Origin of the sequence: Bradyrhizobium yuanmingense (assembly GCF_029167105.1) — a bacterium.
Classification (GTDB): domain Bacteria; phylum Pseudomonadota; class Alphaproteobacteria; order Rhizobiales; family Xanthobacteraceae; genus Bradyrhizobium; species Bradyrhizobium yuanmingense_A.
In genome coordinates, this window is sequence record NZ_JARFML010000038.1 from 54,336 (window position 1) to 75,408 (window position 21,073).

The window sequence follows — 21,073 nt, forward strand, 5'->3', positions numbered from 1 at the left end:
CTCCTCATGGCCAATTTCCTACGTAGCCTCATCGTGCGCGCGCCATCCAATCCAGATTTGATGGTTGCATTGATGCTTCTTCTCGCGATCGGAATGATGATCATGCCGGTCCCGATCGTCGTGATCGACATGCTGATCGGCTTCAATCTCGGCTTTGCCATACTGCTGCTGATGGTGGCCCTGTATCTTAAGACCCCCCTTGACTTTTCGTCGTTGCCGGGCGTCATTCTGATCTCTACCGTCTTTCGTCTGGCTCTTACCATCGCAACGACGCGGTTGATTCTTGCTGAAGGAGATGCCGGCAGCATCATACATACATTCGGTGATTTCGTCATATCAGGCAATATCGCTGTCGGCATCGTCATATTCCTCATTGTGACCATGGTACAGTTCATGGTCCTCGCGAAGGGGGCCGAACGGGTCGCAGAAGTGTCGGCGCGCTTCACGCTCGACGCGCTGCCCGGCAAGCAGATGGCAATCGACGCGGAACTGCGCAACGGGCACATCGATCAGAACGAAGCTCGCGATCGGCGATCGGCACTGGAGCAAGAAAGCCAACTTCACGGCGCCATGGACGGCGCTATGAAATTCGTGAAGGGCGACGCCATCGCCGGGCTCATAGTTATCTGCATTAACATGCTGGGTGGCATCACAATCGGCTTGCTCTCCAAGGGCATGCCGCTGGAGGAGGCGCTGCATCAATATACGATCCTCACCATAGGTGATGCGCTAATTTCGCAGATTCCGGCGCTACTGCTGTCGATTACAGCAGCAACCATTGTCACTCGTGTCAATGGTCCTTCGCGACTCAATCTGGGTGCCGACATCGTCAGCCAACTTACCGCCAGCACACAAGCGCTGCGGTTGGCCGCCGGCGTCCTCATTGTGATGGGGCTCGTTCCGGGTTTCCCTTTGCCTCCGTTCATCATACTGGCCGTACTCTTCGGAGCGGCGAGCTTTGTCAATGTTGGCGTGCAGCGCGGCAAGACGGCCGCCAAGAAGGAGGTCAGTAATACCGGTACGCCTCAAAGTCCATTACAGGGTCAGAAGCGAACCTTGCCTGCAGAGGCCCTTCCAATCGCCCTCTTCCTCGCACCAAACCTTGCAGCTGCAATCGACGAAGAGGAACTCGAGGGGGTAATCGGGCGAGTTTCGGCCCTGGTCTCATCTGATCTTGGGATCACAATCCCGCGCATACCAACCAAGGTCGACCAGAACTTACCTGAATCGCAGTTCAGGATCGACGTTGAGGGAGTGCCCGTTGGGCGAGATTTTGTGGACCCGACGCAACTTATGCTCAATGACGACGTAGCGAACATTGAGTTGAGCGGTATCCCCTTTCGGCAAGAAGTAGAGACAGATCGGATCTGGGTCGAACAAGCTCATGCGCCTGCTCTCAAAGCAGCCGGAATAGGGCATCATCGTCCGAGCGAAGTTGTCGCCTCGCGCGTTCAGTCCACATTGACGCGCTACGCGCAACGTCTGGTGGGCATTCAGGAGACCCGGCAATTGCTGGGCCGAATGGAGCAGGAATATGCCGATTTGGTGAAGGAGGTGCTGCGCACAACGCCGGTTCCCCGAGTCGCCGACGTCCTGCGCCGCTTACTGGACGAGGGTATTCCCATTCGCAACACTCGCTTAGTTCTGGAGGCGTTGGCCGAATGGAGTGAGCGCGAACAAAGTGTCGTATTGCTTACCGAGTATGTTCGCTCCGGTCTGAAGCGGCAGATCTGTTATCGCTATGCCAACGCACACCGTGTTGTAGCTGCCGTTATCATAGAGCGCCAAACTGAGGATATCGTGCGCGGTGCGGTGCGCGACACCGCTGTGGGTCCTTATCTCGTTTTGGAGGATCGCGAGAGCGAAATGCTGCTTTCGCAATTCCGCAAGATTCATTCGAGCATCACGCGGGGGCAGAGCCAACCCGTCATTTTGGGCTCAATGGATATCCGGCGTTTCGTCCGGGGTTTTCTCACCCGCAACGGGATCGAACTGCCTGTTCTTTCGTATCAGGATCTCGCTCCGGAGTTTACCATTCAGCCAATCGGAACCGTCAAGCTCGAGGCGTCAAAACATAAGACGTCCTCAGGAGAGCGTCGTGACCCCATCGCCGCAATCAGCTAACAAGAGATAGAAATGATTGTGAGATCGTAGTTGGATCTATGTAAGATGAATATCTCGCGCCGGTTGTTCTCACTTGGTCCGAGGTTGTACTCAGCCGTCCTCGCTTCCCTTACCATTCTGCTACTCGGAGGCTGCGCGAGCTCGCCTAAGCCCATTCCTTCATCGCAGCAAGAGAGCGCTCCAAAACTGCTAGGTGACAAAGAGATCGATCCTGCCATGCGCGAGCGCATTGCTTACGCTCTCCAAGCGGATGTTGACGAGGAGGCTTTGCGCGAAACATTGAAGCAGCAACCGGGCAACGTCAATGCGGCCATCCCTCTTGCGCGTGTCCTGCTGGCACGCCAGCGCCCCGATGAGGCGCTTGATGTCCTCGACAAGGTCTTACTTGCAGCCCCCGCAGACCTGCGCGCCTTGAATGCGAAGGGAGTTGTGCTTGACAGCGAGGGGCGTCACCGCGAAGCACAAGCGCTTTATCGCCAAGCTCTCGCAACGACTCCCGATAATCCGGTGCTGAGCAATAACTTAAAGCTGTCGCTCGCACTTGATGAGGAGAAGGCCAAAGCAGGAAGCGCGAGCCTACAGCCGTTTCCGCCGCCCCATCAGGGGACGCAATCTCACTAGCGCCGTTGTTCGCTAACGAAACATTTGCTGCACGGTTTGGCGGGTTGATCACGCTTCAGCCTGCACCCGCTTGAGTCGTTGTTCGGCTAACGGGGGCGCGAGTCAATTGATGCTCTATTCCCTGACGCTTGGGATCGTGTGTGGGGGCAAATGAAAGCCCCGGCTCGAAGCCGGGGCTTTTGTTGAGCTATTCATCGCCGCGCAACTCTCACAACCGCCACGGTGCCGTTGTTACCAGGCAACTCATCCGGTCGAAGCGGTCGGTTTCCACTCAGGCCAAGACTCCAACGTAAGCCGACGATGTCGGCTTACGCTGCTTTACTGCCTGCCGCAACACGAAGGCTTGCAGATCCGTGTTACATGAAGTCACCGTCCTCGTCGGAATCTGCTGCAACTTCAGTATCGCTGTCCGCTTTGGAGAGATAGCGGCGAGAATCAGTTGCACGCTGCCATTCACCATCGCTGTTTATCTCCCACTTTCCGGACTGGGTGGGATCGAGCACCATGTCGTCCTCGTCGACTTCAACGAATCCCATTTCTTGTGCGCGGGCTTTCGCTTCTGGATTAGCAGGACGCCAGTTCACCAACGGTCGCTCGCCGTCCTGTCGAAGTTGATGCTCGAGCAGAATATCGCCAGCATTCGTGACGAGCGGATGAGCCACCTGAAAATCGACAATTGAGGTGACATCACTTCTTCCAGGGAACTGGTCTCGCCACCTATCGCTTTCGAACTGAGTCATGCTGAATCCGCGTTCCGTCCTTTGGAGGCCGACACTCGTATTTCCTAATTGGTAGCTGTAGTATCTGGCGTCGTCGGAATCTCTTCTGACGGCGTACTTCTCGGCAACCTCCGCAGTGCGCCTCGCTCTTTCAGACACAAACTCAGAGTACTCCTGAGGATTGTTGGCGATCCGGTTGATTGCGTCGCCGTGAAAGTTCCTTGCTTCTCTCCTGAATGTAGCTTGATCGATCTCGACCACGGGAGGTCTCGAAGCGAGTGAATAATTCGGATGCGAAGATGAGCTGCCGGAGGAGTCCTGCAATCGCATTCTGGCGAACGCATCCGCGAAGTCTTGGCTTTCGCCATGCTCAGCATTATCTCCCCAATGATAGCTGTCATCCCCGGACCAATTGTTAACTCGACCGTACATACCGAGCGCTCCTATGGATCATACGTCTTGCATTGTTTTCAGGTCGTTAGACCTTACCCCGCCTGTAGACGGCTTAGCTGTCCGCAAGCTGACGCCAGCGTATGAATCGCAAACCGGCGGGCTGGTAGGTCCGAGCTGGTGATGGCGCGCAGTTGGGTGCGACGCCGCCGATCCCGGCCTGATCGCGCTGATCGAGGGCGTCGAGCTCACTGAGCGTTCGTTGCTCAGCGTGCTGGAAAAGCACGGTGTGAAGAAGTTCGATCCCCAGGGCCAGAAGATCGACCCGAACTTCCAGCAGGCTATGTTCGAAGTGCCCGATGCGTCGGTACCGTCGAGCACCGTGGTCCAGGTCGTGCAGGCCGGCTACACCATCGTCGAACGCGTGCTGCGCCCGGCGCTTGTCGGTGTCGCCAAGGATGGCACGAAGGCCGCGCCGGCGGCGAACAGCAAAGAGTCGAACAGCGCTGCGAGCTGATCGTCCTTGTCCTTCAGGAGCGCGCTTGCGAGTCTCGAAGGATGAGGGGCCGGCTCTCTCAGTTCGGCCTGCATGGTCCGAGACGGCGCGCGCGTTCGTTGCCAGCTCCGATCAGCGGTCGGTATTCGCTCGTTTTTGCAAGCTCGAAGCTTTTAGCCAACCGAACTGCGTCCATCTCTGGTGGCCGATGCCTAGTCCCGATCAGCTGCGGTTCTCGCGACCGATGCAGCATTTTTCGGCGTATCCGCGCACCCTGCGCATCAGTCACAGAACACTTCGTCGGCAGGATCTTGAAAATAAAGGACGACCACGGGGGACCGTCGGATGTTCTTATTGTCCACAGGACAACAAAGAGCCGTCTCACATAATCGAAATACCTAGCTCGCTTGAGAACGAGCGTGCGGGGGAGACCATCACGGGAGGACGTAGCGATGGAGCAAGTTTCTATTCGCCGGCCAGCGCCTTCGATCTGATCAGCGGCTTAAATCAAAAGGGACTCTCAGCCGATTTTGTTCAAATCGGCCAGGCATCTTTCGAGGTTAACCTTGGCTTCGTTCAAGAGCCTTTGCGTCTCGCCGAGTCGCTTGAAGTCAGGTTTCACTGGGCCGGCAGCCACGGCTCTGAAGTGTTGGCAAACAGTTGTGAGATCGTTCGATATGTCCTCAAGTACGAACGCTATATTTTCGAGCGGCACGAGCTCCGAGAAGAAGCTTTTCGAAATAGCGTCGTCCTGGCCGGTAGGGCCCTCGAACTTTACCTCGACGAATGGAACGAGGACATCGCGATTATCACGCGCAGCTCTGCCTACACTCATGACCAGCGAACTGAAGGTTGATGATATGTAGGTGAGCCGGTCGACTAGGGCGCTTCCGTATAGCATGACGGCATCGGGGTCGCTTTGCGGCTCATCTGGGCTCAAAGCACCAAGATCATCTTCAGTCGACATGCTCGCTCTCCTCGCCGTATGGATGCAGTATCCCGACGGGGAATGAGGCAGGTCTCGGATTACTCACCGCTTCAATCGTGTAGACGCCATGAGCCTCGGCCTTTTTTGCCTGCACAACCCTGACTGAAAACCCTTGATATGAATTTTTTGTCGGAGCCTTCAAATATCCGGGCGCTGAAGGTGTTGGTCCGTGAAGATGGAGCAAATAATCTTCAATCGCGCGACGGATGCCTACAGCACCCGCGTTCCGTAGCCCCGCGAAATCATGAGTGTGCACCGAGCCGTGTATCGCCAAGTTAAAGAAATCCCGAACAACATCCGCGTCTGCTACAAGGTGCTGAGGATGAGTGGCTCCGACTTGCGCGAATGTCTCTCTCAACTGCGCGGGTAACCGGTCGCGGTTCTTCGATTCGCGCTTTTCGCGCCTTTCCAGCTCGAGCAAGCCGCCACGGGTCAGGGCAAAAAGGGCAAATTTGCCTTGGGTTGTTCGTTCGACGAACCGCGCATTAGTCATCAAACGGAGAATCCTGCTGAGATTGGCATCTCGCAGATGCAGTCTCTTGGCGATCGCCGCCTTCTCCATCTGTCGCGACGGCGTGTCGCGGAGCAATCGAAGTAGTGGCAGGACGTGCTGACGATGCAAGACCTTGCTGGGACGTGCGAGCTTGGACGTGTTTATCGACATATGTAGAAGGTCGTAGAATGCTCTGAAGCGCTCCGCATAGGCAGTATTCCGCGCGCCAAGCGTTGCGCTTGTCCGTCGCAGGATATCGAACCATTCTCGTAGCTCCTGGTCACGCCGGCGGCTCTCCAAGGTGTTCCAAAGCCACGCTCCCAAAGTGGCGTAGAGGCGCTCCAGGCTTTTTTCAGACCCCTCTTTGAGGAGCTCGGAAATGACATGCCTTGCTTCGCTCGCGGTCGCTTCGCCCGTCTCTACTTTTTCCAATGCTAAATCCGACATGGGCTAGCCCTACACCACAACGGTTAATAACGCTTTACAACGCTTTACTCTGATTTTAGTCCCCAAATCTAGTTGTCAAGATCCCCATTTGTAGGCAGCCCACACAGTGTTTTGGCCGAGTTCCTTCGGTGAAACCGCGCCGGGTTCTTTCAATAGAGGTAATATAGTACCAATACGGCGATCCATGCACGCCGTCTGGGTCGGATGCTGCACCACGAAGCTGCGGGTACCGAACCTCACCTCAACTTGCGCCGCGGTGGTCTGGTGGCCCTGCATTGTGCGGTCGTTACCCATTGACGGGACGAGCATGACGTCGACGTCGAGCTCACTAAAAGGCGTCTGGCACACGTCACAAAAATCCAGGCAAATGGCGATGCCGATCAATGCGCCTTCTGTGGCAAGGACACATACCCGGTTGCCCGCGGTGATATTTTCCATGCCCCAACCATCGTCTGCGTAAGGCGCGATTTTGTCGTAGCTCAAGCGCTCCTCTCCGTAGCCGTCGTAGATCCGGGCCCGGTTGACGGTCCCGAGGTCGGTTTTTTCATGCCAAGTCCCTGGAATCAGAATTTCGGGCGGTTCGAGCTCGTCCGTAACATCCCGGTCTCGAATGAGTTCGACGATCTTCGCACGCAGTTCCGGCGAGACAGTTAGCTCGGGCCACACAACTGCGATGCAGTTCTCCTTCAGGGCCTGAGCAATCTGCTCAGAAATTGCGTCCTCTGCTGACGGCGCTTCAACGCTGGCGACCCTGAAACGCTTATCGCCTGCTATGGAGCAAAACTCTGGCTTGAGCTCTAGGGCCTTGAACAGGCAAGCACCCATCTTCCATTTGCGCGCGTCTGAAGCCGTCGTATGCAACGTGCGAGTATCCACGACCTGGACACGGTAGCCCTGTATCACAGCAGGCAATATCCGATGGAAGAGTAAACCCCGCTTCGAGTAGGCCTGAAGCCTTCGAGCTGGGCGCAGTGCGCTCACGCCTTGCCGCGGAATGAACCAGCATCCAAGCTGCTCGAGGTGCCACTCACTCGGCGCAATCGGCCACTGCGAACGCCGCTCAGCAAGCACCCTGTCGATTTCCCGTATGAGGCCGCCCATCCTGGACGCCGCCAGCTCAGGCGTCTCATCGGACAACGACCACGAGAGATGGCCGTCTCCTATTGAGGAGGCGAAGCTCTCTCGTGCCTCCTCGATTTGCTTTTCCGTGAGATTCCGATAGGCCTTGTGCACGCTTCCCGGAGCATTCCTAAACAACATGTCGAGCTCGATCAGCGCTTTTCTGAGCTCATCCCGACTGGCTTCGTGATCAGCTCCTGCCGCTTGGCAAGCTCTCGCGCTCCATTCTTCCAGGCGTCGAAGGCTGACGTTTCGGCTTGGCTATCCACGGGCGCAGGCAAAGTTTTCGTCCAAATCAGACCAGCAATATTTTCCATCGATAGGCGTGCGCAGACGATTTTGCAATCCACTCGACTCGTTGCTCACACTTCTCGGTCCTGTGCCGAGCGGCCAGGCCTTTCCGTTTCCAAAGATGTGCAGAGTCGCGAGGAAAATCTGCGCGAAGCACGGCGAGGGCAACGAAAAGCTGCAGCCTTGCTCCGCGAGGAAAAGCCGTGGCACCTCGGGGCATGGGCGTTTCTTCAGCGCTGCAGCTACTGCGCGGTCCAGATTACTGAGACCTGGTAGCTGTGGGCGACTGAATCCAAATCGCCGATTATGGATCAACTGCAGGCGGACTACTTTCCAGCACATCGCGATGTGAAATCCAGGCAAGTTGTCCACGTGTGGTGCGCGAAGCCCTTGCTTTGCTAGCCCTCTCGAATCTGAGTTCGCGCGGACGCGTCCATGGGTGGCGCACCAGGTTGTCCTTTATTGTCGCGCTAACCGGCCTCGACCGAACCGGTCAGAAAAAGTACTCCCGCGAGTGGGAATATTCTAAGATCGGCTCTAGCTGAACCGCTAACTTGGCAGCTCGTCTCGCCTGAAAAACGTTGCCCCCCAGTGGAAAGCGGCGCTACCCGGATTGCCTTCAGCTCTCCGAGTAGGACGGGCATGTGCTTTCCTTGGCTCCAGGCGAGCGTGAAGAGGGATACGCACTCATGCTTGAACCTGGCGATCTCCTTCATGAAGAATGACGGTGTGGGGATTGCGCTTGATCGGATGTCGCTGGACGATGGGGTTGAGTGCCCCCATCGAGAAGGAGGCCCCTGATTACTTTGGCGCTTTGGACTATCTCACGATACTCCAAGTTTTATTTGCCTTCACTAGAAGGCGGCGGTGGCGGTCGTGTAGTTCGAACTCCTTGTTCACCGAAATGCACCAAGCGGCTGCCTCAGGGCGCAAGTGCTTGGGCGGCCGGAGACCCGAACATCGGCCAGCTCACGCTTCCAACAGGTGCCCCGTTTTGGTTTGACGCCAGAAAGGCGAGTGGACCCCGCAGATTGATCAGTGGGAAGTATCCCGCAAATGTTATGTCCTCCCTTTTGCTCGCAGGCAAACTCCAGTTTGTGGCGGACACGCACGATCACGTGCGAGCTGCGATCCAGGCCGCCGGTGGGTCCCTCACTCCCAGGTGCCAGCCGAGGGGACGGGTACCGCCATTCAGACCTCGTCGCTAGGATATCCGGTTCGTCCATGAGGCCAGCTGCCTGGGACTAGGTGGAGGCCTGTATTCTGGAGTCTGGCTATCGAGAGACGACTTTCGCACAACGCGAATCCGCCTCACTGTCGAGGACCGCGCGTTCTACCGGTGCGGGTTGCAGGCTCTACGTCCAGTCGAAGAGGCGAGCGGGAGCCGGAGCAGCGGCACCGCGGAATAGCGGTACAGAATTTTGGATCACTTTCGTAAGTGTTCCTGCACGGTCGGTGCCGAGTTTCAGCCAACTGAATTGGTAAGCAATACTGCCGCGCCGGAAACGTTCTTGACAGCCGACGACACGGACGGCGTCGATCTCAAACGACGAAATCTTGGCATTGTACCAACGAGCCGAAGCCCTGTGACATCCGGAATGCAGCGCCGCACCCAAGGGTAGGTTAAAATAACGGATAGAGTGTGACCCACTTCACAGCTTGCCCTTGCACGCGTCCTATTATTCAATTCGTGAAGGCTCGTTAGGAGCTAGTAACCAGCGAATGGGCGTTTCGCATGCGGGGCAATTTGGAAGCCACAATTGGAGAGGTAGCGCCAAGCGGTTTGTCTGATTAAGCGGGGTAGAAAATGGCTGCTGTCCGTCCTCCCGGTCCATATCCATTGCCAGGAATAGCGATGGAAAGCTGGCTCATACGGTTTGACAAGGATGGCGCATGCACTTCTCCGAAGACTCGCGATGCGCTGCTGACGAGAATTGCCGATAGACAACAGCCAATCATCTTTTTCTCGCACGGCTGGAATAACGACTTCGCCGACGCAGTCGACCTATATCGACGATTCCTGAGCGATTTCGAGCGGGTCATAGCGGCTCATCCCATCGGTCACGGATCTGCTATTTTCGTCGGCGTGAGCTGGCCAAGTATCTGGCTGCCGTCCGAGCCCGGACCACAGATAGCGGCCGCTAGCGATCTGCAGATGTTGACAAATGAAGCAGTATTGCAGGAAGTCGCCGGCCTGCTTCCATCGACAGCCGATCGCGCGCGCCTATATGAGTTGCTGGAAGTCAACAAGATCGACCTAACGGAGGCGCGAGAATTGGCGCGTCTGCTTAAACCCATCATCATCCCTGGCCAGCCCGAAGGCGTCAAGGAAGCCCAGGCCAACGAGGACAACATCCTCGCTGCAATTAAGGACATCCAGCTTGCAAGCGAAGGAGAAGCGTCGACTGACGACGACATCGACGCGATCGGGACCGTCGATGGAAGTGGGCGCGGCAGGATAAGGGCCGCCGGAGGTCTCGAATATCTTGATCCCCGCAACGCGATACGGATGGCGTCGCTTTACATTATGAAGGATCGCGCCGGCAAGGTCGGCGCAAACGGCATCGCCACTCTGCTGAGAGAAATGCTCACTGGTTGTCCGGCGCCGATTCACGGAGTCGGGCATTCGTTCGGATGCAAAGTCATGCTGTCGGCCCTTGTGGCAGGTTCAAGACCGACCCGCAGGATGAAGTCGCTGCTTCTCCTGCAGCCCGCCATTTCCTACCTCAGCTTTGCGACCCACATACCCGGACGCGATGCCCCGGGTGGATATCGAGACGCCTTCGATCTCGTCGAAACTCCAATCTTTTCCACCTACAGTGCAGCGGACATTCCTCTACACGCCATCTATCATCTTGCCTTGCTGAGGCAGAAGGATCTCGGCGAATTGCAAATTGCTGCACCACCGACAACGGCAGGCTCGCCACCGAGCGTTTACGCGGCGCTGGGCGGCTATGGCCCCCGGGATGCCGCCGAGCAGTTGGTAGATCCCATTCCCCTGCCGGGTGAACATGTGGATTACCCGAATGCGCCCATTGTCGGCTTCGACGGCTCGGCAGGCAATCGGATCGATGCCCATGGCGGCATCGCAAATCCTTCCATCGCCTGGTTACTGCGTGAGCAGATGTCGCGTTGAAACGACGAACGGCCTTAGTCGACGAGAGCGTTCATGTCTGGACAGTCATCAACTCCACCGTTGATTATATTGCAGGTCACGCTGACGTTCTGGGAAGCCAGCCCTCAGATTGAATTGCTATTGATCCGCGGCGTTGGAACGGCGGGGTCGACTGAGAGCTGGCAGATTCCTGCTCGAGAGCTGGGTGTACCTAGTAGCATCGAGACCGATGCGGCGCCGGATCTGAATTTGTGGCCGCAGATCACCAGCGGTATCAAAAACAGCCTGAAAGGCGATGCCAAGGATCTGCCGCTCTGGCTTCGTTTTGCCAAGCCCCACGGCTATGTATCCGTACTCCCGTGGGAGAGGGCGCTGACCGAAACCTTGGAACGCCCGGTGCTGCGCTTTCCCGATCTTCTCGAACGCCCATGCGAAGACCGTGATGTTCTCGAACTTGCGATTTGGTTCGACCCTGATCGAAGCGCGCCTCTGACCAACGTTCAAACGCTCCTCAACCAGATCGTAGAGACCATCTTATCCGCTTCCCCGCGAGCCCAAAGCAGGGTGCACTTGTTCACCGCCAGCTTTTGGCATCGGTTATTGGAAAAGGATGGCTATGACAAACGGTTGAGAATCCATGACCCCATGTTTGCGCCCACCAGCGCGGCAGTATTCTCGCAGGGGCCCATCGAGCCACCGTTCCAATCGCTCTGGTGGGTCTGGATGAAGGCAGCACTCGGCACGCGAAGCCTCGATGCGATCTTCTTCGTCTGCAATTCCGGCATGACTGAATTCGGACCCGCCCTCAGGATGTCTAATTCGATCGCGCCGAATGAGAAATATGAGTCTTACTCATATGTCGATGCGATGGATCTCGCCGCAATCGTAACACGAGCCGGCGCTTGGGCGGCATTGTTTTCAAATTCGCCTTCGGGCGCTGCCAGACCAACGTTGGCCTTGGCCGCTGACGCACTCGCGCACACCCGTCCCACCGCGGTGCTCTATCAACCGCTCGGCAGTTCCCAGCAAATTGCATCCTTGCGAGCCGCCTGTTCGTTCCTGTTCGCACCTAACTCTGCGCCAGCGCCTTCTATGGTCGATGGTTTTCTATATTGCCCGCCCAACTATGTCGATGCGTACGAGAGCCTCCATATATCCTCGCCGCTTCCAGCCTTGAAGGCCAATGCATCCATTTTCCACTCCGCCTCAATCGCAGATCGGACACCGCCCCACATGTCATCTGATACTCACGGCATCCCGGACTATGAGATGAAGCAGGCGCCCAGTTGGGCAACGTCGCTGCAGCGCCAATGTGAATTTTCGGCACTTGAACGACTACGTCGCAACGCATCGGACGTCTTGCTTTCGTCCTCGGATAACGCGCGGACCCAGGTTACTCCCGATGAAAGCGTCGAACCGATCGCAGGTTCTGACGACACTCTTGAGCAAATTCACAAGGTGGTAGGCAACTATCTCCGCAAGCTCGGCGGCTGACATATGCGCGACACGATCGTTTCGATTATCGGAGGCGGCAACAACGACATGATTGTCTGTCTCGAGAGTCAAAGCAATCATCCCTATGCGCTCGAGTTTAGATCGCTCGACCTCGATGCAGCAGCAATGCCGCCGCTCGATACGGAGACAAATGTCACCGCTTACGGCGCCGCGGTTCACAAAGCCTTGTCGGACCACCCGGCGATTAAAGCGGAGCTGACCGCTATGTTTGGGCAGCAGGTTCCTCAAAGGGCGGCCTTGAGATTTCTCATGAAGGCACCGGATGCGGAACGGTTCCGCTGGGAAGCAATTCACGGCGGTGCAGAACCACGCTTCCTTGCCATGAGCGAATTGTGCACCGTTAGTAGGCTGGCCCCGGCCAGGATCGGTTCGACGCTGAAGGCGTTCACCCGTCCGTTGCGCATGTTTGCCTTCCTGTCCGCCGCCGGGATCAAGGCCGACCGAGAAATGAAAACGATCTGCGATCAGATCGTCGAAAGCAAACAGAACGGCCTCGAGATCGAGTGCACCGTCTTTCTAGCCGAGCAGGCGTTGCTGGATGAGTATCGACACAAGACGGCAGTGGGGCCGCTGCACAACACCGGCATCACCATCGAGCAGATGCCTTCCACGGCCACCCAAGTAGCGAACCTTCTGAGAGACGCTCCGGTACAGTTTGTGCATTTCTTCTGTCACGGCATCGATCGGCTTGGCATTCAGGGATTGTCGATCGCCACGACGAGCGATCACGAAGCGAATGAGGCAAACGGCAATGCCGATTCCTCGTCGATCTTCCTCTCCGTCACAGCTTTGAGTGAGGCCCTTGCACTGAATTCCTCTGTTTGGGTTACGGTGTTTAATAGTTGTTCCGGTGCCGAGGTCCTTCATCAGCTGTTCTCGATGGCGCTCACCGTGGCCAGGAAGGGTTGTCCCTATACCGTCGGTATGGCCGAGCCGATTGATACAGCCGCCGCCACGACGTTTACCCAAGCGTTTTACAGAGAGCTGTTTCGGATCGTTGGGTCGAAACTCACTCCTGAGCCGGCGGCCGGTCCGGTGATATTCGATTTCGCCCCAGCTGTGATCCCCGCTCGTCGAATCATTCACGATCACTGCTGCGCGATGCCCGGAGGTTTTGGGCGATGGTTGTTGCCGGTCCTCTATGAGGCATCTCACAAGCCGTTCCTAGCGTTGCAACTTCCGGCCGACGTCGCCAGTAGGGTGCTCGCCGTTGCGAGAACTCTGCGGCGGATGGAGGAGGAAACGCCTGAGGAAGTGCGCGACCAGATCGCGGCCTTGCTCGACAATCCACCCTCGGTTCCGCCGCACTTCAGGCCGAACCGCTTCGGCGAATTCGCCACACCATGACCGACGAAATCAACCGCCCCAAGGATGTACAGATCAACGCATGGAACGGCGAGAGGACGGCGGGCGATGTTTTGCCATCGCGAACGCCTTGGGCTCAGTCGCAAAGGCTGGTACCTGCGCTGTCAACAGCGCAACTGGCAGCACCGCAAGAGATTGATGAACGCAACTGGAGCGATCCACGAATAGGCTGGGGCGTTGTTCTGCTGGACAATGATGTTTTATCAAACTCGGACAGGTCGACCGCGGTAGATGCGCCGCCCGCAATCAGACGACTGATCGAGAAGCGGTCAAACGCGCCGGTATTGCGTTGGCGCAGTAGTTTGGGGCAAGGCTTTTTGCGTCGCTATTATCCGGACGGGAACTTTCACGACTTGTCGACCCTCGCCCCTAAGGTTGGAACCGGTAAGGGCTGTATTCCGCAATATTTGCTGCTGTATGGTTCGCCCACTCAACTTCCCTGGGCGCTTCAATATGCGCTGCAGATGTCGCTCTTCGTCGGGCGCCTGGACTTGGTCGATACTGCGCTGGATCACTATGTCGATGCGCTGATCAACGACTGGCAGGGTCAATTTTCCGATCCGAAGGCGCCCGTCGTATGGAGCGTCGATCTCGGAAAGAACGACATTACATGGTTGATGGCTCGTGCGGTCGCCGGAAAACTCTGGGAGAAGATTGACGGCAACAACGATCTGGTTCGGCGCCGAAGGATTGCGGACACGTCGGCCAATGGATCAAGTTTGGTTGCCTCACTTACGGAATTGTCGCCAGCACTCTTGATCACGACAAGTCACGGCATGACTGGCCCGCTCGACGACGACGTTCGCTTGAAATCGTGGATCGGTGCCCCGGTCGATATCGACCACAAGGTAGTCGACGGCACGCAATTGCAGATGTGGCAGCCGTCTGGTGCGATCTGGTACTCGCATGCGTGCTGTTCGGCGGGATCGGATTCGGTCTCACGGTACAAGGGACTTTTGCCTGAATCTGGGACAATAAGTACGGTTCTGAACAGGATTGCGACCGTCGCAGGTGCCGCGATCGCGCCGGTGCCGCGTGCATTGCTTGGTGCGGAAAAGCCGCTGCGCGCATTTGTCGGGCATGTCGAGCCCACATTCGACTGGACCCTGCGGGATCCGGCCAACAAGCAGGTGCTCACGCATGTCCTTTGCTCAGCGCTTTACGATAGACTTTACTTACGTTACGAGCGCAATCCGATCGGTTGGGCGCTGCAGAAGGTCTATCGCGAGGCCGGAGCGTTTTATGCGGCTTGGCAAGATGCGATAGCTGGAATAAACGCCGGCGAGCCAAGTATGCGCGATTTCGCATTGTACCGCCAGTTAGTGGCGATGGACAGGCAGACGCTGGTTATCATAGGTGATCCGACCGTGAGCCTGCCAGGTATTGCCTAGATCTGTGACAGATTGCTTCGGAATAGCGGTTGATGTGACGCCGACTCGTTTCGACTGGCCCGCCAGTTGGCTGCTGTACGAACAGCGAATGTCAGCAGCGAATTTGAGAGTTTCCGGATCATTTATCACCATTGTCCACATTTCAGCGAAGCTTGCCCCGCCGCGGTCCTGTGTTGAGCTGCGTTTCGTTCAAGACATCGGTGTCGCAAGCGTGACGGCAGATCCCAGCTAGCGCGGCGAGAGGCGCATTGTTTTTTCAGGAGTGTTTTCAGAATGTCGTTGGCACATCGCTTGCTTGAGAGAGGGCCGTCACGACCCTAACAATCTAGCAGCTCACTTCTAAGAGTGCGGATGAAACTTGCTCAATCGATCCTGATGCCACCGCAGCCGCCGCGCCGCCATGGTGGCGGGGTCTCTCGTCTCGTGATTGGGCTACGGCTTCCCGGTGAGGTCAGACGCCGCCGTATCAGGAATGGGCGAGTGGCCGTGAAGGACATGGATTGGCAGGCTCTCGCCGGCCCGCCCCGCCCAAATAGCCCGAGGCTTTCCGCTTCGGGAGCGCGGAAGCCGCGCTTCTAGGTCAGAACAATGGCGCGCTTCCACAATAGTGACTCGCACCTGTATTCCTGGAATCAAACAATATGATTGTGCGTAGCCTGCGCGATATTGAAGCGACCGATCACTTCGTCGATTGGGGCAATGGTACTAGCCACCGCCTCCTGACGGCTAAGGACGGCATGGGCTTTAGCATCTGCCACACCGTAGTGCGCGCTAACACCATCTCGCTTCTGCAATATCGTAATCATCTCGAAGCCTGCTACTGCATCGCCGGGGAGGGCGAGGTGGAGGACATGGACGGCAATGTCTTCCCCATTCGCAAGGGCGACATGTATGTGCTAGACAAGCATGACAAGCATCTTCTGCGTGGGGGGCGAGACAAGGATCTGATCCTCGTTAGTATCTTCAACCCGCCCCTCAACGGAACCGAGCGCCACAAGCTCAACGACCCGGCAGGCTCGGCATATTAAGCAAGTGAACCACCCCGGGCTTGCCCTCGAGGCCATTTGGTTTGAGTTATGCTGCCATGGCTGGTTGTCCCGGCACGAGGGAATGTTGGCGATGAGCTCCAGGAGCCGTCGATTTGTTGACCAATCGACCCATTCTAGGGTGGAAATTCGAAAGCCTCGAAGCTTCGCCATGACCCGGCCGTGGATCACCTCGGCCTTGTGAAGGCCGTTGATGGTTCTGGTGAGAGCGTCGTCATAGGATCTCCGACACTGCCGATAGATAGCTCCGCGCCTACTTCAGCAGCACTCGGTGTATGTGATCGAGAGGTTCTGGCGGCCCCTGTCGCTATGCTGCACAAGCCCCCGCGACGTACCGGCCGCCGCAGGGCCTGCTCCAGTCCAGCGCATCGAGCACGAAGCCGGCGCTTGTCGTGCGCTAGGCCCGCCAGCCCCACGATGCTTTGAGCATAGGCGCCGATGACAAAGGCGACGTACACGGAGCCGGTCCAGGTCGCGAGATAGGTGAAATCGGAGTGCCAAGGTCGTGACGACTGGAACTGGCGGTTGACGTAATCCTGCTGGCAAGCCGCCGCCTTGTCGCTGCTGGTCTTGACGGGCTTGCCGCGGATGGTTTCTTGCAAACCCATGTCCCGCATTAATGGCGAGACTGTGGAACGCACAATATGGAAGATCTCTGCGCTTGAGCTGGCGCTAGACCTTGCGACCTTGCGCACGCCGTACACGGAGAAGTCTGATTGAAGGCGCGCCGAACGTCGATCTTCGTCGCCGCGTCTCCGCCGGGCGCGCGCTGACAGCTTGGCTCGATCGGCATGGTAGGCCGAAGGGGGGCTCGGCAAGACCCTGGATCGGCTCGCCCACCTGCGCTCCATGATGATCGTCAATGAAGGCGATCATCGCTTGGACACGGCGGTCGAGCCCCGCCATCGCAAAATAGGCGCGTGCCTTGCGCAGGATCTACTTGGCCTGCTTAAGCTCGCTGTTCTCCCGTTGCAGCGCCTTCAGCGTCTCGGTCGGAACGCCGGCCGCTGCCCGTTATCGACTTCCGCCTTCTTGGCCCAGTCATGCAGCGTCTCCGGTGTGCAGCCGATCTTGGCCGCAATCGACGTCCCGCCGCCACTTGCTTGTCATGGCTCCATCCTCTCAGGATTCGGAGCCTCCGGCAAACCCGGATCGGTTCATCGCCCTGTGGAGTTGGCAAATCGTCAAACTCTTCGAGCCACAGGCATGCGCCAACGCGCCAACTACTTCGCAGCCGCTGGATTGTGACCCCCGATCAACGAGCACGACCTCTAGGCGTCCACTGCGAAAGCCACTGGCCTCGATCACGCACTATCGGAATTTCAAGAGAGTCACACCTGAAAAGCCGGTGCGCCGCGGAAAAATCTCTTTGACGTTCTAGGCTCCTCTTTCCTTTGCCCGAAACACATCTGGCGAGATTCCACAAGCCTTGGGCCGATCGATAGCGCGCTGAATTGGTATGATGTCCGACGAGGTCGGATAAGTGACATAGCAGTGTCAGGGCCAGCATACTGACAAAGAACGATTCCTCCTTTGGCACAGTACATGCGTAGTCTCCTCTATGAAGGCGCGTTGACGGAGGAGCTGTCGTTCGATGATCTCTACTCAGACCAGGCTGAAATGGCAGTTGCGATTCTGCCGGAGACGATATCTGAGGCGTGCGGCCTGCCCGCGACGTTGGGAAGATCTTGGCTGCGCCCAAGAGCTTCGGCACCGCCAATACCCCTATATTGCGCAAGCGACGGCGGGCGCGGTTATCCTGAGCATATTCGAACCAGTGTGGCTGATTTGAGTCGCTTCGTCGCGCGACGCTCATGGTGGGAATGCCCAGCTTGATGGATTGACTGCAGGAGCGGTGAAGATGTCGTATCGGGTATCTCCGGCGCGCGGGAGCGTCTGCCAACCAGGCGATCAGGACAGATTACCTGCGCGATCGATCTCCTCTGCCGTCGTTGTCGGCAGTGGTACGCTCGCTATCAGATGTGTGCAGCTGGCAATTGAGATGGGCCACGTCATTGGTGCAGCCTTGTGTGCTGACGGCGTATTCCGCGATTGGGCTGTTCGCTCGAACATCCCGTCTATAGCAAGCATTGAAGAGCTCTCTTCTTTTTTGAAGGCCGCGCCGGTAGATTTCATTTTTTCAGTTGCCAATCCGTTCATACTGCCGGCGGATGTATTGGAGTGGGTTCGTCGAGGTGCTTTTAATTACCACGACGGTCCATTGCCACGATATGCGGGAACGCACGTGACGTCCTGGGCGCTGCTGGCGCGTGAGACCGAATATGCCATCACGTGGTACTTGATCGATGACGGTATTGATACCGGTGACATCGTGGTTCAGCGCCAGGTGTTGATTGCGCCCACCGATACGGCACTGAGCCTGAATCTTAAATGCCATGAAGCCGCGGTCGAAGGCTTCCGCGAGCTCTTAACTGGCCTCGAGAACGGGGAGCTTTTAGCCTATCCGCAGGCACTGGTGGACAGAAGCTACTTTCCGAGACATCGACGGCCAGATTCCGCAGGCTGTCTGCGATGGGATCAATCCGCGCAAGAGATATCGGCCATGACACGGGCCCTAGGCTTTGGGCCGCATGATCTTAATCCAATGTGTCTGCCCAAGGTTCTCATAGGCGATCAGGCCGTCGAAGTCAGGAACTTGAAGGTGTTGGCTCGAAGCGCGGGCCGTCCGGCAGGCTCCCTCATTGAAGTCCACGCGAGCCATTGGCGTGTGGCGACGGGCACCGAGGATGTCGAAGTCTACTTTGAGGAACCCGATGGGCAGAAGCTGGACGCGCGAGCCCTCGCCAGGTGCTTCAATGTGGATGAAGGTAGTCGCCTTCCGATCTTGAGCGATGAACAGGCGCGGAGCATAACTGCCGTCCATGAAATGCTGGCGCCTCTGGAGGATTTTTGGCGACAGCGGCTCGGGCAGTTTAGGAGATTGCGTCCTCCTTTCTTGTCATCGTCCGTGGCCGCGTCGCCGCCCGAATGGCAGTCGAGTTCGTGGTTCACTCCAAGTGCTTTGGCTAAACTGTCCCCACGCGATCGCTCGGAATCCTTGGCAACGGCTTGGCTGATCTATCTCGCCCGCATCACCGGAGAAAGAGAGCTTCAGCTGGGATGGACGCCTGCATCGGATGGTTCGCAAGCTGCCTCCAAAGTGATGGAGGTGTTGATCTCTTCTGTCGTGCCGATGGAAGTGACGATTGACCTTGCTAATGATTTTGAAGAAGTGCGCAAAACCGTAGCGGCCGAATTGGCTCAGCTGAGGGCGCACGGTAGCTTTGCCCGGGATCTTATCGCGCGCTGCCCGTCCTTGCGAGGTGTGGAGGCGCTACACTCGCAGCGACCCTGGCCGATTGGCATCACAATCACGACACAGAGCTGTTCGGTGGCTGGCGATCTGATGACGAGTCACAAAGCTGGTCCAGCCCTATGCGGCGATTTGCTGACGTTTGAGGTTTGCGCTCTAGATGGAAGCTTCCGCTGGCATTTTGATGCCAGCCGATTTGCGCCGAGGCAGATCGGCCGCATGACGCAGCATTTGGAGACTTTGTTAAATGGTGTGATGGCCGATGCGAGGCAGCCGGTCGGCCGCACTGATATTCTCCCGGCAGACGAACGAAAATATCTATTGGAAGAATTGAATCGGACGGCGACGGCTTATCGGTCGGAGCGGTACATCCATGAGCTGTTCGAGGCGCAGGCGAAAAAGGCGCCGAAGGCGTTGGCTGCGGTTTATGAGAACGAGAGACTGAGCTATGGCGAACTCAACGCACGGGCCAACCGGCTGGCGCATCATCTGATCGGGCTCGGGGTCAAGCCGGACCAGCCGGTGGCGATCTGCCTGAAACGCGGCTTGGCATTGGTGGTTGGTGTTTTGGCGATCCTGAAGGCCGGGGGGGCCTATTTGCCGCTCGATCCGGCTTATCCGTCGGCGCGGCTGCGGCAGATTGTCGAGGATGCCGCGCCGCGACTGCTGCTTTGCGATGCCGCCGGTCGAACCGCATTGGGCGCAGAGGCTGTGGCCGACGTCAGCCTGGTCGATCTGGATACTGCCGCCCCGGTCTGGGCCGAGCGCCCGGATTCGGACCCCGATCCGCGCACGCTTGGCCTCACATCCCGTCATCTCGCTTACGTGATCTACACCTCAGGCTCCACTGGAACGCCAAAGGGCGTAGAGATGTCCCACGGCTCGCTTGTGAATTCGCTCGCGGGGATTGGCACGTCAAAACGATGCACACTTCAATTCGCTACCCTCAACTTCGATGTGTCCTGTCAGGAAATGTTCATTTGTTGGAAAGACGGTGGACTGCTCGTACTTCTGCGGGAAGAGACCCGTAGCCATTTCCCCGAGTTGCTCGAATTCATGGAAAAGGAGGCGATCGAGCGATTGTTCCTCCCATTCGTAGCATTGAACCATTTTGCGGAGGTCTGGGGCGCGCAGCAAGTGAAGCTGCCCTCCTTAAGTGAGGTTTATACAGCGGGTGAGCAACTGCAGGCCACTCCACTGCTTAGGGCCTTCTTCGAAGCACACCCGAAGGCGAGATTGATCAATCAATACGGGTCCACGGAAATCAGCGTCATTGCCGAGCACCACCTTGCAGCTGACCCATCATGTTGGCCCCAGTTGCCTCCCGTTGGCCGTCCGATTGCGAACACGCGGGTGTACCTGCTGGACGGGCATGGCGCGCCCGTGCCGTTCGGGGCGGTGGGCGAGCTTTACATTGGCGGTGCGGGAGTGGCGCGAGGCTATCTGAACCGCCCCGAGCTGACGGCCGAGCGCTTCATCGCCAGTCCCTTTGTGGACGGCGATCGGCTGTACAGGACCGGCGACCTCGGGCGTTATCTGCCGGACGGCAATCTGGAGTTCCTGGGCCGCAATGACGACCAAGTGAAGATCCGCGGCTTCCGCATCGAGCCGGGCGAGATCGCGGCGCGGCTTTGCGAACA

General features: G+C 57.5%; 12 protein-coding genes, 2 pseudogenes and 1 other annotated feature. Of the genes and pseudogenes, 9 read left to right on the plus strand and 5 right to left on the minus strand.

What is annotated here, in order from left to right; all coding sequences use genetic code 11:
* The first annotated feature begins 6 nt into the window (after positions 1–6).
* Together sctV and P0R31_RS33880 are read left to right on the plus strand one after the other, a co-directional pair.
* Positions 7–2,124: a type III secretion system export apparatus subunit SctV gene (gene sctV, locus P0R31_RS33875; protein WP_157287323.1), complete on the plus strand. Its 2,118-nt coding sequence runs from the start codon at positions 7–9 to the stop codon at positions 2,122–2,124.
* A gap of 216 nt (positions 2,125–2,340) precedes the next feature.
* The gene (locus tag P0R31_RS33880) at positions 2,341–2,745 is read left to right on the plus strand and encodes a tetratricopeptide repeat protein (protein WP_275519008.1); all 405 of its coding nucleotides are present in this window, start codon (positions 2,341–2,343) and stop codon (positions 2,743–2,745) included.
* A 356-nt stretch (positions 2,746–3,101) separates the two neighbouring features.
* On the opposite strand, the gene P0R31_RS33885 is transcribed toward P0R31_RS33880, so the two are convergent.
* The gene (locus tag P0R31_RS33885) at positions 3,102–3,725 is read right to left on the minus strand and encodes an effector protein NopP (RefSeq protein WP_275519010.1); all 624 of its coding nucleotides are present in this window, start codon (positions 3,723–3,725) and stop codon (positions 3,102–3,104) included.
* Between the two features lie 334 nt (positions 3,726–4,059).
* Here P0R31_RS33885 and grpE point away from each other — a divergent pair.
* Positions 4,060–4,371 (plus strand): annotated as a pseudogene (gene grpE / locus P0R31_RS33890) (nucleotide exchange factor GrpE); the annotation flags it as partial.
* 499 nt (positions 4,372–4,870) lie between these two features.
* On the opposite strand, the gene P0R31_RS33895 reads toward grpE, so the two are convergent.
* The 3 genes from P0R31_RS33895 to P0R31_RS33905 all read right to left on the minus strand — a co-directional run bounded on the left by P0R31_RS33895 (position 4,871) and on the right by P0R31_RS33905 (position 7,538).
* Positions 4,871–5,317 carry a hypothetical protein gene (locus P0R31_RS33895; RefSeq protein WP_157287320.1) on the minus strand — a complete coding sequence of 149 codons (447 nt, stop codon included), beginning with the start codon at positions 5,315–5,317 and terminating at the stop codon, positions 4,871–4,873.
* A complete protein-coding gene (locus P0R31_RS33900; protein WP_157287319.1) occupies positions 5,307–6,278 on the minus strand; it encodes a hypothetical protein in 972 nt (323 codons plus the stop codon). The genes P0R31_RS33895 and P0R31_RS33900 overlap by 11 nt, the downstream gene beginning before the upstream one ends.
* Before the next feature lie 75 nt (positions 6,279–6,353).
* Positions 6,354–7,538: a hypothetical protein gene (locus tag P0R31_RS33905; RefSeq protein ID WP_275519012.1), complete on the minus strand. Its 1,185-nt coding sequence runs from the start codon at positions 7,536–7,538 to the stop codon at positions 6,354–6,356.
* 2,005 nt (positions 7,539–9,543) lie between these two features.
* Between P0R31_RS33905 and P0R31_RS33910 the strand changes: the two genes are divergently transcribed.
* The 5 genes from P0R31_RS33910 to P0R31_RS33930 all read left to right on the plus strand — a co-directional run bounded on the left by P0R31_RS33910 (position 9,544) and on the right by P0R31_RS33930 (position 16,102).
* Positions 9,544–10,824: a hypothetical protein gene (locus tag P0R31_RS33910; protein WP_157287317.1), complete on the plus strand. Its 1,281-nt coding sequence runs from the start codon at positions 9,544–9,546 to the stop codon at positions 10,822–10,824.
* A 33-nt stretch (positions 10,825–10,857) separates the two neighbouring features.
* Complete coding sequence (locus P0R31_RS33915) at positions 10,858–12,297, plus strand: hypothetical protein (protein ID WP_157287316.1); 1,440 nt, start codon at positions 10,858–10,860, stop codon at positions 12,295–12,297.
* 3 nt (positions 12,298–12,300) lie between these two features.
* A complete protein-coding gene (locus P0R31_RS33920) occupies positions 12,301–13,665 on the plus strand; it encodes a CHAT domain-containing protein (RefSeq protein ID WP_157287315.1) in 1,365 nt (454 codons plus the stop codon).
* The gene (locus P0R31_RS33925; protein ID WP_157287314.1) at positions 13,662–15,074 is read left to right on the plus strand and encodes a hypothetical protein; all 1,413 of its coding nucleotides are present in this window, start codon (positions 13,662–13,664) and stop codon (positions 15,072–15,074) included. Before P0R31_RS33920 ends, P0R31_RS33925 begins: the two co-directional genes overlap by 4 nt.
* A gap of 641 nt (positions 15,075–15,715) precedes the next feature.
* Positions 15,716–16,102 (plus strand): ectoine synthase, encoded by a 387-nt coding sequence (locus tag P0R31_RS33930; protein ID WP_157287313.1) that lies wholly within the window; start codon positions 15,716–15,718, stop codon positions 16,100–16,102.
* Between the two features lie 78 nt (positions 16,103–16,180).
* On the opposite strand, the pseudogene P0R31_RS41140 reads toward P0R31_RS33930, so the two are convergent.
* A pseudogene (locus P0R31_RS41140) lies at positions 16,181–17,208 on the minus strand (IS3 family transposase); the annotation flags it as partial.
* Positions 16,924–17,039: a sequence feature (AL1L pseudoknot), on the minus strand. It overlaps the preceding pseudogene by 116 nt.
* A 914-nt stretch (positions 17,209–18,122) precedes the next feature.
* On the opposite strand from P0R31_RS41140, the gene P0R31_RS33935 reads away from it, so the two are divergent.
* Positions 18,123–21,073 (plus strand): amino acid adenylation domain-containing protein (locus P0R31_RS33935; protein WP_275519014.1); only part of this gene is annotated, 2,951 nt, incomplete at its 3' end.

Bases quoted from the DNA above. Each gene is read 5' to 3' on its own strand.
- sctV (WP_157287323.1), top strand. From the start codon at position 7: ATGGCCAATTTCCTACGTAGCCTCATCGTGCGCGCGCCATCCAATCCA.
- P0R31_RS33880 (WP_275519008.1), top strand. From the start codon at position 2,341: ATGCGCGAGCGCATTGCTTACGCTCTCCAAGCGGATGTTGACGAGGAG.
- P0R31_RS33895 (WP_157287320.1), bottom strand. From the start codon at position 5,317: ATGTCGACTGAAGATGATCTTGGTGCTTTGAGCCCAGATGAGCCGCAA.
- P0R31_RS33900 (WP_157287319.1), bottom strand. From the start codon at position 6,278: ATGTCGGATTTAGCATTGGAAAAAGTAGAGACGGGCGAAGCGACCGCG.
- P0R31_RS33905 (WP_275519012.1), bottom strand. From the start codon at position 7,538: ATGTTGTTTAGGAATGCTCCGGGAAGCGTGCACAAGGCCTATCGGAAT.
- P0R31_RS33910 (WP_157287317.1), top strand. From the start codon at position 9,544: ATGGAAAGCTGGCTCATACGGTTTGACAAGGATGGCGCATGCACTTCT.
- P0R31_RS33915 (WP_157287316.1), top strand. From the start codon at position 10,858: ATGTCTGGACAGTCATCAACTCCACCGTTGATTATATTGCAGGTCACG.
- P0R31_RS33920 (WP_157287315.1), top strand. From the start codon at position 12,301: ATGCGCGACACGATCGTTTCGATTATCGGAGGCGGCAACAACGACATG.
- P0R31_RS33925 (WP_157287314.1), top strand. From the start codon at position 13,662: ATGACCGACGAAATCAACCGCCCCAAGGATGTACAGATCAACGCATGG.
- P0R31_RS33930 (WP_157287313.1), top strand. From the start codon at position 15,716: ATGATTGTGCGTAGCCTGCGCGATATTGAAGCGACCGATCACTTCGTC.